The 13,506-nt window shown below is 62.2% G+C and carries 13 protein-coding genes; 7 read left to right on the top strand and 6 right to left on the bottom strand.

What is annotated here, in order from left to right; translation table 11 throughout:
• Positions 1 to 83: 83 nt before the first annotated feature.
• Positions 84 to 1,397 (bottom strand): MFS transporter, encoded by a 1,314-nt coding sequence (locus FFI16_RS08120; protein WP_138814841.1) that lies wholly within the window; start codon positions 1,395 to 1,397, stop codon positions 84 to 86.
• Between the two features lie 257 nt (positions 1,398 to 1,654).
• On the opposite strand from FFI16_RS08120, the gene FFI16_RS08115 reads away from it, so the two are divergent.
• Positions 1,655 to 2,527 (top strand): LysR substrate-binding domain-containing protein, encoded by an 873-nt coding sequence (locus FFI16_RS08115; RefSeq protein ID WP_138814840.1) that lies wholly within the window; start codon positions 1,655 to 1,657, stop codon positions 2,525 to 2,527.
• Between the two features lie 28 nt (positions 2,528 to 2,555).
• On the opposite strand, the gene FFI16_RS08110 is transcribed toward FFI16_RS08115, so the two are convergent.
• A complete protein-coding gene (locus FFI16_RS08110) occupies positions 2,556 to 3,413 on the bottom strand; it encodes a LysR substrate-binding domain-containing protein (protein WP_138814839.1) in 858 nt (285 codons plus the stop codon).
• A 114-nt stretch (positions 3,414 to 3,527) separates the two neighbouring features.
• On the opposite strand from FFI16_RS08110, the gene FFI16_RS08105 reads away from it, so the two are divergent.
• The 3 genes from FFI16_RS08105 (at position 3,528) to FFI16_RS08095 (ending at position 6,163) form a co-directional block, all read left to right on the top strand.
• Complete coding sequence (locus FFI16_RS08105; RefSeq protein ID WP_138814838.1) at positions 3,528 to 4,637, top strand: 2-aminoethylphosphonate--pyruvate transaminase; 1,110 nt, start codon at positions 3,528 to 3,530, stop codon at positions 4,635 to 4,637.
• 29 nt (positions 4,638 to 4,666) lie between these two features.
• Positions 4,667 to 5,494: a phosphonoacetaldehyde hydrolase gene (phnX, locus tag FFI16_RS08100; RefSeq protein WP_138814837.1), complete on the top strand. Its 828-nt coding sequence runs from the start codon at positions 4,667 to 4,669 to the stop codon at positions 5,492 to 5,494.
• A gap of 114 nt (positions 5,495 to 5,608) precedes the next feature.
• The gene (locus FFI16_RS08095; protein WP_138814836.1) at positions 5,609 to 6,163 is read left to right on the top strand and encodes a cytochrome b; all 555 of its coding nucleotides are present in this window, start codon (positions 5,609 to 5,611) and stop codon (positions 6,161 to 6,163) included.
• On the opposite strand, the gene FFI16_RS08090 is transcribed toward FFI16_RS08095, so the two are convergent.
• Entirely contained in the window at positions 6,160 to 7,050 is an 891-nt protein-coding gene (locus tag FFI16_RS08090; protein ID WP_138814835.1) for a 1-aminocyclopropane-1-carboxylate deaminase/D-cysteine desulfhydrase, read from the bottom strand. The genes FFI16_RS08095 and FFI16_RS08090 overlap by 4 nt on opposite strands.
• A gap of 56 nt (positions 7,051 to 7,106) precedes the next feature.
• Positions 7,107 to 9,146 carry an NADPH-dependent 2,4-dienoyl-CoA reductase gene (locus tag FFI16_RS08085; RefSeq protein ID WP_138814834.1) on the bottom strand — a complete coding sequence of 680 codons (2,040 nt, stop codon included), beginning with the start codon at positions 9,144 to 9,146 and terminating at the stop codon, positions 7,107 to 7,109.
• Positions 9,147 to 9,357: 211 nt separating this feature from the next.
• Between FFI16_RS08085 and FFI16_RS08080 the strand changes: the two genes are divergently transcribed.
• Positions 9,358 to 10,488 carry a carbon-nitrogen hydrolase family protein gene (locus FFI16_RS08080; protein WP_138814833.1) on the top strand — a complete coding sequence of 377 codons (1,131 nt, stop codon included), beginning with the start codon at positions 9,358 to 9,360 and terminating at the stop codon, positions 10,486 to 10,488.
• Positions 10,489 to 10,492: 4 nt separating this feature from the next.
• Positions 10,493 to 11,527 carry an AraC family transcriptional regulator gene (locus FFI16_RS08075; protein WP_138814832.1) on the top strand — a complete coding sequence of 345 codons (1,035 nt, stop codon included), beginning with the start codon at positions 10,493 to 10,495 and terminating at the stop codon, positions 11,525 to 11,527.
• A gap of 8 nt (positions 11,528 to 11,535) precedes the next feature.
• Here the strand turns inward: FFI16_RS08075 and FFI16_RS30635 are convergent, their stop codons facing one another.
• Positions 11,536 to 11,670, bottom strand: coding sequence for a hypothetical protein (locus FFI16_RS30635; RefSeq protein WP_256666238.1), 135 nt, complete (start codon positions 11,668 to 11,670; stop codon positions 11,536 to 11,538).
• A gap of 189 nt (positions 11,671 to 11,859) precedes the next feature.
• Between FFI16_RS30635 and FFI16_RS08070 the strand changes: the two genes are divergently transcribed.
• Positions 11,860 to 12,861 (top strand): pyruvate dehydrogenase, encoded by a 1,002-nt coding sequence (locus FFI16_RS08070; protein WP_138814831.1) that lies wholly within the window; start codon positions 11,860 to 11,862, stop codon positions 12,859 to 12,861.
• Positions 12,862 to 12,902: 41 nt separating this feature from the next.
• On the opposite strand, the gene FFI16_RS08065 is transcribed toward FFI16_RS08070, so the two are convergent.
• Entirely contained in the window at positions 12,903 to 13,373 is a 471-nt protein-coding gene (locus tag FFI16_RS08065) for a MarR family winged helix-turn-helix transcriptional regulator (protein ID WP_138814830.1), read from the bottom strand.
• Positions 13,374 to 13,506: the final 133 nt, after the last annotated feature.

Below are 13,506 nucleotides of genomic sequence, written 5' to 3'. Positions count from 1 at the left end.
CGAAACGTCTACTGGCCGGCGCTTTGGGGGCAGAGTTTATAGCGCAAAAACACTCTAATCCACCAAAAAACCGGCCAGTTGCCTCAGGTGCGCAAGGGTTTGATCGTGACGTTGCGCTCTGGCACAAAATCGCCGACCTGGGCCAGCACGGTGGGCCGGGCGTTCCAGTAAGGCATCAGCACCAGCGAAGAAAACAACGCCGCGCCGGCAAATACGATAAACACCGTGACCGTATCGAAGTAGCCCGGCAGCAGGCCGCCAAGAATCGCCCCCACTGAACCACACCCGTTCACAAAGCCTGCCGCCGTGGCGCCAGCCTTGGCGGTGCCGAAGTCGATGGCCGCCGTGCTGCTGATCATTGAGTCCGGCCCGTACAGGGTCAGGCCCATCACAAACAGCAGAGCCATCACCAGCGTCACGCTGCCGGTGTGCAGCGCGGCCATGAACAACGCCAGGGCCACGGTCAGCGCCAGCAGGCTGAGCACACAGGCCGGCATGCGCCGGGCACCGAAGAGTTTGTCGGACGCCAGCCCGATCATGATCGGCCCCAGCAGCCCGGCCAACTCGAACGCCGTGGGCACGATGGCCGCGCCTACCTTGCCCACCGAGGGCATTTGCTCATAAACAATCACCGGCCCCCACAACAGGATCGCGTAACGCGCAGGCTTTAACAGAAAGTACGCCAGACCCAAGGTCAGCACCGTGCGATTGCGCAGGATGGCGCGCAGCGGTTCCAGCACACTGACGCGCTGCGCCTCACCCGCCACGACGGGCTCCGGCTCAACGGCCGGCAAGCCGACATCCTGCGGTGTATTGCGCTGGAAGATAAAGAACAGCACAGCCACCACCGCCACCACTGCCGCACTGGAAATAAACGCCGCGTGCCATGTGCCGATCAGCGTGTAGGCCCACCAGCCGGCGAAGGGCGATGCCACCAAGCCACCAAAGGCGTAGCACGAACTCCATAACCCCAACACCCGCCCGCGTTGCTGCGCCGGGAAGAAACTGCCGAGGTTCTTGCACAGCCCCGACCAGCCGGTGGACTGCGCCAGGCCCTGGATCAACATGCAACTGATAAAGATCGGCAAGGTGGCAAAGGTGCCCATCACCAACGCCGCAGCGGCGGAAATCAACAACCCGCCCAGCACCACCACCCGTGGCCCGAAGCGGTCGGCCAGCATACCCCAGGTGAACTGCCCCACAGCGTAGGCCGCCAGGTACAGGCCATCGAGGTTGGCCATCATCATTTTGTCGAGAGGGAAGCTTGGGTCATCGACGATGCCCAGCTTGGCCACCGAAAACGCTTTGCGAGTGAAATAGAACGCGGCGTACGCCAGCCAGGTGATGGCAAAAATCTGCACGCGCCAACGCTTGATGCTACCCGTTTGGATATTCATGGTGGTTCTGACCTCAGGTGAGTGTGCCGGCAGGATCGAGAAGCAAATGCCTGTTGTTTTTATGGTTGAGCACTGCAATGCCGAGCCGTGGAAAGCGCGACATTGGTCAGATGGGTCCGGCTTGGCAGAACCCATGGCCACCGAGGTTGTAGGACTCAACCGTCGGCGACTGGGAGGTATAAAAGCAATGGCTGACTAATAGGTAAAATCGATTTATCGTATTTCACCTATAAGCTCAGCTTGTAAGAGGATCTGCGATGTCGGTTTCCCACGCACAGCTCAAAGCCTTCCACGCCGTGGCCGTCCACGGCAGTTTCACTCAGGCCGCTGAACGCCTGTTCCTGACGCAGCCGGCGATTTCCGACCAGGTGCGCAAGCTCGAAGAACGCTTCGGCGTGCTGCTTTTTCACCGCAACAAACGCGCCGTGCGCCTCACCGATCTGGGCGAGCGCCTGCTCGGCATCACCCAGCGTCTGTTTGTGATCGAGGCCGAAGCCGAAGAGCTGCTGCAAGATTCCCGCGCCCTGCTCACCGGCACGCTCACCCTGGCCGTGGACGCGCCCGTGCATGTGTTGCCGCAGATCGCGCGCTTCTGCCAGTTGTACCCCGGCATCAGCGTCAAGATCGAAACCGGCAACACCGACGAATCGCTGTTTCGCCTGTACAACTACCAGGCCGATCTGGCCCTGCTGGGGCGCGATGTCGACGACGAACGCCTGCTGTCATTACCGTTGCCCGATGAGCAGTTACTCGCCTTTGTGGCGCGCAACCACCCGTGGGCCGGGCGCGAATCCATCTGCCTGGCCGACCTGGATGACACGCCATTGGTGCTGCGGGAAATCGGCTCGGTCACTCGCCAGACCCTGGAGCAGGAAATGCGCGAGGCCGGGCTGCGCATCCGCCCGGCGATCCAGGTGGAAGGCCGCGAAGCCGCGCGCGAGGCGGTGGTGGTGGGGATTGGTGTGGGTGTGGTGTCGGCGGCGGAACTGGGCGCCGACTCGCGGGTGTATGCCATGCCGATCCGCGATTGCAGCCAGCGCATGAAGGAAACGCTGGTGTGCCTCAAGGAGCAGAGTTCGCGGCGGGTGGTGGCGACGTTTCTGGATATCGTCCGGGACAGTTTGCGTTGAATTTGCGGCCCCCAACTCGATCATCAACTCAAGACGCCAACTCAAAGAATGCCTGAATCAAGCGCAATGAGCGGCGCCGCTCCATGCAGCCGAGCATATGCCGGTTCAACAATCCATCGCCCTGAATCGCCACCGCCCGCACACGCGGGTCCTGGCTGACTTCCATCGACGACACCACGCCCACGCCCAACTCGGCCGCCACGGCCTCGGTCACCGCCTCTCGGCTGTCCAGTTCCAGCAACACCTTGGGCTGCACACCCGCGACCGCGCACGCCTCATCGAAGGTCCGCCGCGTGATGGAGCTGGGCTCGCGCAACACCATGATCACTTCGTTGAGCTGTTCCAGCCGAATACCCTTGGGCAGTGCCGCCCACGGGTGGCTGGCCGGGACCAGCGCGCAAATCCGCGACTCATTCAAAGGCTGAAGGTGCAGTCCATTGCGCGGCTCCACCTCCGTCAGTACCGCCACATCCGCATGCTCGGACAGCAGCGCCGCCAGGGTTTCCTGGGCATTGCCCAGGCGCAGGTTCACGGTGATGCCGGGGTAACGCGCCCGCAGGCTGGCGATCATCGGCATCACCAGGTGCGGGCCGTCGGCGGCCACTTCCAGGCGCCCGCTGAGCAACTGCCGATTGGCTTCGAGCAGTGTCTGCGCTTCATCCACCAGGCCGAAAATTGCCCGGGTGATTGCCGCCAGGCGCGTGCCCTCCTCGGTCAATTCCACCCGCCGGGCGGTGCGGCGCAACAGTGCGATCTGGTAGTGCTCTTCCAGGGCCTTGATGTGCCCGGTCACCGCCGGCTGGCTGATGAATAGCCGTGCGGCGGCTCGGGTAAAGCTGCCCTCGCGGGCCACGGCATCGAATGCACGCAGTTGAAACAAATTCATAGCTATCGGCCTCACTGATAGCTCGCATAACAACAAACAATTTGATTGATGACAAGCCAAACTGCAATTTAGGCGCCGTAGCTTCAACCCCCAATGACCTTGCGAGGACTTGAGATGAGCACTGCCGCGCCGATCCTGCTGACCCCTGGCCCCTTGACCACATCGAACCGCACCCGTCAGGCAATGATGGTGGATTGGGGGTCATGGGATGACCGCTTCAACCAACTGACCGCCAGCGTCTGTACCCAGTTGCTGGCCATCCTGCATGGCAACGACAGCCACCACTGCGTGCCCTTGCAAGGCAGCGGCACCTTCGCCGTCGAAGCCGCCATCGGCACCCTGGTGCCGCGCAACGGCAAGGTACTGGTGCTGATCAACGGCGCCTACGGCAAGCGCCTGGCGAAGATCTGCGAAGTGCTCGGCCGCGATTTCAGCACCTTCGAAACCGCTGAAGACGAGCCCACCACCGCCGCCGACGTCGACCGCCTGCTACACGCCGACCCGGCGATCACTCACGTGGCGCTGATCCACTGTGAAACCAGCACCGGCATTCTTAACCCGCTGCCGGACATCGCGCAGGTGGTTAAACAGCACGATAAACGCCTGATCATCGACGCCATGAGCTCCTTCGGCGCGCTGGCGATCGACGCCCGCGAAGTGCCGTTTGACGCGCTGATCGCCGCCTCGGGCAAGTGCCTGGAAGGCGTGCCGGGCATGGGCTTTGTCTTCGCCGACAAACAGGCACTGGCGGGCGCCCAAGGCAACTGCCATTCCCTGGCGATGGACTTGTTCGACCAGCACAGCTACATGACCAAGACTGGCCAATGGCGCTTCACGCCGCCGACCCACGTGGTCGCCGCGCTGCACGAAGCTTTGCTGCAATACCAGGAAGAAGGCGGCCTGCCCGCACGTCATCAACGCTACGCCGACAACTGCCAGACGCTGCTCGACGGCATGGCCGCACTGGGCCTGCGCAGCTTCCTGCCAGCCGCCATCCAGGCGCCGATCATCGTCACCTTCCATGCGCCAAAAGACCCGCGTTACCAGTTCAAGGACTTCTACGAGCGGGTCAAGGCCAAGGGTTTCATTCTTTACCCCGGCAAATTGACCCAGGTTGAAACCTTCCGCGTCGGCTGCATCGGCCATGTTGACGCGCAGGGCATGCAGGCGGCGGTCGAGGCCATCGGCCAGGTGCTGCAAGAAATGGAAGTGCTGGACATCTGATTGCCCCCATTACCCACAGGATTTGAACCATGAACTATCAAAACCCCAACACCCTCCAGGCCGTTATCCTCGACTGGGCCGGCACCGTGGTCGACTTCGGCTCTTTTGCGCCCACGCAGATCTTTGTCGAAGCCTTCGCCGAGTTCGACGTCCAAGTCTCCATCGAAGAAGCCCGTGGCCCGATGGGCATGGGCAAGTGGGACCACATCCGCACCCTCTGCAACCAACCACAGGTGGCCGAACGCTACCGCAAAGCCTTCGGCCGCACGCCGACCGATGACGACGTGACCTCGATCTACCAGCGCTTTATGCCGTTGCAGATCGAAAAGATCGCCGAGCACTCGGCGCTGATCCCCGGTGCCCTGGACACCATCGCGCGCTTGCGTGTGCAAGGCATCAAGATCGGCTCCTGCTCCGGCTACCCCAAGCAGGTGATGGACAAAGTGGTGGCCCTGGCCGCCACCAACGGCTACATCGCCGACCACGTAGTCGCCACCGACGAAGTGCCCAACGGCCGCCCATGGCCGGCCCAGGCGCTGGCCAACGTGATCGCGCTGGGCATTGACGATGTGGCAGCGTGCGTAAAGGTCGACGACACTGTGCCAGGCATCCTCGAAGGCCGCCGCGCCGGCATGTGGACCGTGGCATTGACCTGCTCCGGCAATGCGCTGGGCCTGACCTATGAACAATTTCGTGACCTGGACGCTGCCGCCCTGGCCAGCGAGCGCAAACGCATCGAGAAGCTGTTCGAAGGCTCGCGCCCGCACTACCTGATCGACACCATCAACGACCTGCCGGCGGTGATCACCGATATCAACCAGCGCCTGGCGCGCGGTGAAATGCCGCAAAGCCACTGATCGAGGTCAAAACAACGGCATTTACGCCAGGCGAACCGCTCAAAACCGGCATACAGTTAAAGGACTCCATCGCGAAAGAATGGAGGTATGCCCTGATGAGTGAGGAACACAGCGATGCCGTGGAAAAACTCCGATACCCGCTACAGCACCATGTCGATTGCGTTGCACTGGTTGATGGTGGTGCTGCTGGCGGTGGTTTACGCCTGCATAGAGTTACGCGGCCAGTTCCCTAAAGGCAGTGGTGCGCGAACCTTGATTGTCGAAATGCACTTTATGTTCGGCCTTACCGTGTTTGTGCTGGTGTGGCTGCGCCTGTTTGCACGCAGCCTGGGGGTTGCGCCGAAGATCGTGCCCACACCGCCGCAATGGCAAACGGTGTTGGCCACACTGATGCACGTTGCGCTGTATGCATTGATGATCGGCATGCCGATTGCGGGTTGGCTGATCGTCAGTGCCGAAGGGCATTCGGTGATGTTTTATGGGATTGAGTTGCCGCCGTTGATTGCGGAGAACAAGGCGCTGGCCAAAGAGATTGAGAGCTGGCATGTGCTGTTCGGCAAGGTTGGTTATTGGCTGATCGGGCTGCATGCGCTGGCGGGGATCATTCACCACTACATCCTGCGCGACAATACGGCTTTGCGAATGATGCCAGGTGGGAGCTTACGCTAGGTGGTAAAGCCTCGGCGGCCTTGCAGGCCGCCGGTGTGCACGAAGATCAGGCGGGTGCCGGGGGTGAAGCGTCCGGCCTCGATCTGTTGCTTCAGCGCCAGGAGTGCCTTGCCGGTATAGAGCGGTTCAAGCGGCAAGCCACAGGCCTGTTCGGTGGTATGGATAAAGTCGAGCAATACCGGATCGACCTTGGCAAAACCACCTCGGCTCGCATCCAGCAACGCATAACCGCCCGGCACAATCGCCTGCACATTCTGCGCAACCCCATGATCATCCGGCACAGCCATTGCGCCATACACCGGATGCGCGCCCGCCTCGGCCAGCGCCAACCCGGCCAGTGTGGTGCCCGTCCCTGCCGCCAGCCACCACGCGTGGTAATCGTCCCAGCCCAGACGGTTCAATTGCGCCCGCACTTGCTCCACCAGCACGCCGCAACCCTCGGCACCCGCCAACCCGCCGCCGCCTTCGGGCACGGGATACAGGTGCGGATATCGCTCACGCCACGGCGACCAGAAACCCGCTTCATGCCGCGCGCGATAGCCGCCATAACCCAGCCAATGCAGCTGCATGCCGAAGGCTTTGAGGTCGAGCACAGTGGGTGTGTCTTGAGGATGGCCGCGCAACAGGCCGACGGTGGCGAAACCAAAGCGTTTGCCGGCGGCTGCCAGTGCGTGCAGGTGGTTGGAATGGGCGCCACCGAGGCTGATAACACCACGGGCACCGGCGGCTTGCGCGTGGGCCAGGTGCTCGGTGAGCTTGAACCACTTGTTGCCGCTGATCAGTGGGTCGATACGGTCCAGGCGCAGCATCGCCAGCTCGACGCCGTTCAGCCAGTCGAGCGGCAACGGTTCAAGCGGTGCCTGGGGAAGCCAATCGAAGGGACCCATCGGGAGCTGTCTGAATGAAAAAGGGGCGGTAGTCTAACACCGCCCCTTGGGTCGTTTTACAACTCGGCAGCCAGGCGCGAACCCTGGTTGATGGCGCGCTTGGCGTCGAGTTCGGCCGCCACATCGGCGCCGCCAATCAGGTGTACGTTCTGGCCCGCTGCGACCAGCCCATCCTGCAGCTCACGCAGCGGGTCTTGCCCGGCGCAGATGACGATATTGTCGACGGCCAGCACCTGCGGCTCGCCCTCGGCGCCGATGCGGATATGTAGGCCTTCGTCATCAATCTTCAGGTACTCGACACTGTTGAGCATCTGCACCTGCTTGTTCTTCAAGCCTGTGCGGTGGATCCAGCCGGTGGTCTTGCCCAGGCCGTCGCCGACCTTGGAAGTCTTGCGTTGCAGCAGGAACACTTCACGTGCCGGTGCATGGGGTTGCGGCTTGATGCCGGCCACGCCGCCACGGGCTTGCAGCTGGGTGTCGATGCCCCACTCTTTCCAGAACGCCTCGCGGTCCAGGCTGGTGGACACGCCTTGATGCACCAGAAACTCGGAGACGTCGAAGCCGATGCCGCCGGCGCCGATCACCGCCACGCGCTTGCCCACTGGCTTGCGCTGCAGAATCACGTCCAGGTAGCTCAGCACCTTGGCGTTGTCGACGCCAGGAATCGCCGGGGTGCGCGGCGCAATGCCGGTGGCCAGGATGATCTCGTCGTAACCGCCCGCCGCCAGTTGCGCCACATCCACGCGGGTGTTGAGGCACAGCTCAACATGGGTGGTCTGCAATTTGCGCTTGAAGTAACGCAGGGTTTCGAAGAACTCTTCTTTGCCCGGCACGCGCTTGGCGATATTGAACTGGCCGCCGATCTCGCTGGCCGAATCGAACAAGGTCACTTGGTGGCCGCGCTCAGCCGCCACGGTAGCCGCCGCCAGGCCCGCAGGCCCGGCACCGACCACCGCAATTTTCTTGATCTGCTTGACCGGCAGGTAGTTCAGCTCGGTCTCGTAGCAGGCACGCGGGTTGACCAGGCAGGTGGTCAGTTTGCCGCCAAAGGTGTGATCCAGGCAGGCCTGGTTGCAGCCGATACAGGTGTTGATTTCATCCGTGCGGCCGGCAGCAGCCTTGTTGACGAATTCCGGGTCGGCCAGGAAGGGCCGTGCCATCGAGACCATGTCCGCATCGCCTTCAGCCAGAATCTGCTCGGCAATTTCCGGGGTATTGATGCGGTTGGTGGTGATCAACGGAATCTGCACCGCGCCACGCAGCTTGGCAGTGACCTTGCTGAACGCGCCACGCGGCACTTTGGTGGCAATGGTGGGGATACGCGCTTCGTGCCAGCCGATACCGGTGTTGATAATGCTCGCACCCGCGCCTTCGATGGCCTTGGCCAACTGCACGATCTCTTCCCAGCAGCTGCCGCCTTCCACCAGGTCGAGCATCGACAGGCGGAAGATAATGATGAAATTCGGGCCTACCGCTTCGCGCACCCGGCGCACGATGTCCACCGCCAGGCGCATGCGGTTTTCGTAGCTGCCACCCCAACGGTCAGTGCGATGGTTGGTGTGGGCGGCGAGAAACTGGTTAATGAAGTAGCCTTCGGAACCCATGATTTCCACGCCGTCGTACTCGGCCACCTGGGCCAGCAGCGAGCAGGTGACGAAATCCTGGATCTGCTTCTCGATGCCCTCCTCGTCCAGCTCTTTGGGCTTGAACGGGTTGATCGGCGCCTGGATCGCGCTCGGTGCAACTTGCTTGGGGCTGTAGGCATAACGCCCGGCGTGAAGGATCTGCATGCAGATCTTGCCGCCGGCTTCGTGTACGGCCTTGGTGACAATCTTGTGCTTTTGCGCTTCTTCGTCGGTGGTCAGCTTGGCTGCACCGGTATACACGCCGCCTTCATCATTCGGGCCGATGCCACCGGTGACCATCAGGCCAACGCCGCCTCGGGCGCGCTCGGCAAAATAGGCAGCCATGCGTTCGAAACCGCCGGGCTTTTCTTCCAGGCCGGTGTGCATCGACCCCATTAGGGTGCGGTTGCGCAAGGTGGTAAAACCCAGGTCCAACGGGGCCAGCAGGTGCGGGTAGGCAGCAGCGGTCATGGTACAGCTCCACAACGGATCATCACGGGACGTGGCAGGCTCGAATGGCTTGCCATCGGTTTATGTCCCACAGACTAAGAGGCGATGGACTACCGCTCAATGACCGTAACTGACAAGTTATTGATCCAAATGCACAGTGCCCCTTGGCAAGCCGTTGCAGGCGCCCTACCCTAGTCGCGAACCCTGCACACGGTCTGTTGTCTGTTGCCCCATGCGTAAACTTCTAGCGTTCACCGTCTCCATGGCCCTGGTTGCCGCCATCGCCGCGTATCTGGTCTGGACCCAGGAGCGCCCTGTGGCGCATTACCTGTCGGACCTGCGTATCACCCTGGCCGTCAACGAAGGCGAGCCCGCCGACCGTGGCAACCTGCTGGGCATCCAACCCGAGCTGTTCCCGGCCGATTACCAGAGCCTGGAACGCCTGCACCTGAAACTCTCGGCCTACCTGCAAAAGGCCCGCGAACAGGGCTTGATCAACCCCAAGACCGTCGTCGTGCTGCCGGAACATATCGGCACCTGGCTGATGCTCAGCGGTGAGAAGAACGAGCTGTACCAGGCCACCCACCTCAAGGACGCGATGAACTGGCTGTCGGCCAGCAACCCGTTGCAGTTTGCCCGTGCCTGGATCAGCGCCAAAGGCGATAACCGCATGGACGACGCCTACCTGCGCATGAAGGCACCGGCCATGGCCCGCGACTATCAAGTGCTGTTCGGCGGCCTGGCCAAAGAATTCGGCGTGACCCTGGTGGCGGGTTCCATAGCGCTGCCAAACCCCAGTGTCAGCCAGGGCCAACTGCACATCGGCCATGGCGCGCTGTACAACGCCAGCGTGGTGTTTGCGGCGGATGGCCTGCCCATTGGCGATCCACAGCGCCAGCTATACCCGATTTACGATGAGCGCGGCTTTATCGCGCCGGGCGATGAAAACCAGGTCAGCGTGGTCGACACCCCGGCCGGGCGCCTGGGCATCCTGATCGGCAGTGACAGCTGGTACCCGGACAACTACCGCAAGCTCAACGAGCAAGGTGCGCAACTGGTCGCCGTGCCGGCCTTCGTCACCGGCCGCGACACCTGGGACCGCCCATGGCGCGGCTTTAAAAGCGTGTCCACGCCGCCGGAAATCAGCCTCAAGCCCGAAGAGCTCAGCGAGGGCGAAGCCTGGCGCCGCCTCACCCTGATCAGCCAACAACCGATCAGCCAGGCCAGCGCCGGCATGAGTGTGTTTCTGCGTGGGCAGTTCTGGGACCTGGGCACTGCCGGGCACAGCTTCCTCAGCAACGATGGGCACGTCACTGCGGGCAACGACGCCCGTGGCGCGCGCCTGCTGAATATCTGGCTGTAACGCCGTGAAGCCGGTGCGCCTTGGGGACTTGTCGGTGGGCTTTGTACAGTCCCTGGCCGACGCCGTCCAAAGCCATGGCCTGGACCCGCAACCGCTGCTGCTGCAATACGGCCTGGACCCGGCGCGCCTTGCCGAAGCCGGGGCGCGCCTGTCGATCCCGCGCTATATGCGCCTGGGCCATGCGGCCATCCAACTGACCGGCGACCCCGGCCTGGGCTTGCGCATGGGTCAATTGAGCCGTCTAAGCCAGGCGGGATTGGCCGGCGTCACCGCCGCACAGGCGCCCAACGTACGCGAAGCAGCGCGCGCACTGACGCGGTTTGAAGCACTGTACGGCTCCAACTATCGCGGCCAGTCGAGCTTTCATGAAGACGCCGAAGGCGCTTGGCTGCGTTTCTATTCCATCAGCCCCTACAACGCCTACAACCGCTTTGTGGTGGACTCGATCATCGCCGGCTGGTTGCAGCAATTGTCGAGCCTGGCCCAACAACCGGTGCAGGCGCAGCGCATCGACATCGAGTTTCAAGCCCCGGAGTACGGCGACCAGTACAGCGTGCTGGGTGACAGCCCGGTGCATTTCGGTGCCGAAGCCAATCAACTGCGCCTCAACCAGCCGACCCTGGGCCTGCGTAACCCGCAGCATTGCCCCAGCACCTGGCAGCTGTTGTTGAAGTTATGTGAACACGAGTTGGAGCAGCTCACCCGCACCCGCAGCCTGCGCGAGCGTATTACCCGGTTGCTCGGGCCGATGCTCAATGGCGGCCGGGAACCCGACCTGGAAGAAGTGGCGGCACGCTTGAAGCTGCCAACCTGGACGTTGCGGCGCAAACTGGCCGACGAAGGTACACAGTTTCGCGCGATTCTTAACGATACCCGCCGCGATTTGGCCATGACCTACATTCGCGACACGGAACTGGCGTTTGGCGAGATCGCCTACTTGCTCGGTTTTGCCTCAGCCCAAGCCTTTCAACGGGCCTTCAGGCGGTGGAACAACCAGACCCCAGGGGAATTTCGCCGCAGTCAGCGGCATTCCGCCTGAAGTCGGTGTTACAGCTCGGTGGCGTCATCGGCCGGATCCAGCGGATCCAGTTCAAACGCGTGGTACTCCAGCAGTTCTTCTTGGTATTCGTCCATGGTGGACTCCTTCTTGATTAAAAGCGGTTGCAGATAAATGACCTGCACACACAGCCTAAAGTGCCGTGATGACGAAAAAATGTCGGCGCCATGACGTTCCTGCACTTCAAGATAAAACGTAGCAGGGTTGGGTCGATTTAGCACTTCGAGATCGAGGTGCGATTGCAATCATTGCAATTGCAATAACATGCCGTTTTCCATTAGGGTAAGAGCCTCTGTCGCCAGGAGCCTCGACCCATGCCTGTCTCAACCGCTCAAGCCGCGCAGCGCTGCATCGATGCGCTGGGCACTGCCGTGCCACCGCCCGGCTCGCCGCTGTACACGGTCATGACCATGGCCAGTACCCTGGAATTGAGCCGACAGGCCTGGGTGATTCGTGGCCAGTCACGCAGCCGCCGTGCGGGCAATTGGCCCAGCTGGTTTGCGCGTAATACCGGCGAAAAACCCATGCTGTACCTGCACAGCGCGGCGTCGTCGGCGCAGTTATGTGGGCTGTCGGAGGCCACCTTGCAGCGCGGCATCCTGTGCAACGACATCGAAAACCAACCCTCTGCCTGGCCCAAGGGCGCGCAACCCTCACTGCCGTTGTGGCTGGCGACGAACCCTCACTGCACGCCGTATGACCCGGCGTCAGGTGCCGAAGCGCGAGCGATTGTGCTGGCGGGTTTGCGCGCGCTGTATGTCGACGGCAAGCCAGGGTTTTATTACCTCGCGCTGCACGATCAAGCGCGCACAGCGATGCTCGATACACAGGATCGTGAAGACGCGCTCAAGGGCATGTACCTGCTACGCCGCAACCCCGTCGGGGATGTGCGATTACTCGGCGCTGGCCGCACGCTTGAGGACGTGACCCACGCGGCGCAACTGCTCGAACAGGATTGGGGCGTGACGGCGCAGGTGTGGAGTTGCCCGAGCTATACGCGGCTCGCCCGCGAGGCAGCAGCGGCCGAGCGCTGGAATCGCCTGCACCCGATGGCTGCCAGGCAAAGCTGCCATTTACGTGAGTGCCTGGCCGGGAGCGCCGCGCCGGTGATTGCCGTGACCGGTTATCCGCAGGTGATTGTCGATCAGTTGGCGGCGCATGTGCCGGCGCGATTTGTCGGGTTGGGTGCGGGGTCGGTGCAGGTGTCTGCGCCCAGTCGGTACTGGATTGTGGTGTGTGTGCTGCGGGCGTTGGCCGATGAAGGCCGCATTGGTGTTGAGCAGGTCGAAGCGGCGATGCGTCGGTATCCACTGTGATGGCTGGCAAGCCCGCTCCCACATTGGACCCTCATCGCCTATTAGATCTTGCGCCGACTGCGGGTTTGCACGCCCGCCTCCACCGCCAACCCCGCCGTGCGTTCCAAGGTATCGGCAAACAGCTGGCGTTGCTCAGGCTCGATCTGCGACAGGAACAGCTCATCCACGGTGCTTTCGTAGATGCCCCACATTTTTTTACGCAACACCCGGCCGGCTTCGGTGATCGAGGCAAATGCCGCACGGCCGTCACCGTCGGAGCGCGAACGCACCACCAGGCCGTCCTTTTCCAGGCGGTCCACCAAGCGTGTGAGGTTGTAGCGCTCAATCGCCAGCACATCGGCCAACTCATGCATGCGCCGTGTGCCATCGGGGCCGCTTTCCAGGCCCCATAACGCGTCATACCAGGCATAGGGCGGCAAGTCTGCAGCCGCCAGGCGGCGTTCGATTTCACGGATGACCGTCCTGTGGGCCCTGACAAAACGGAACCATACATCTGGCTCTTTCGACGACATGCAACACCATCCGGGGAATTTCAAGAAGGTTGCAATAGTAGCTCATCCCGCGCTAAATTCAGTCATGTAGTTGCAATTGCAATTACTTTAGCGCAACTCCCACAAGGAGCCCGCTGCTTGAAATTCGCCTACC

This window comes from Pseudomonas sp. KBS0710 (assembly GCF_005938045.2).
In the GTDB taxonomy this organism is placed as follows: domain Bacteria; phylum Pseudomonadota; class Gammaproteobacteria; order Pseudomonadales; family Pseudomonadaceae; genus Aquipseudomonas.
This window is presented reverse-complemented; position numbering and strand designations above follow the sequence as displayed.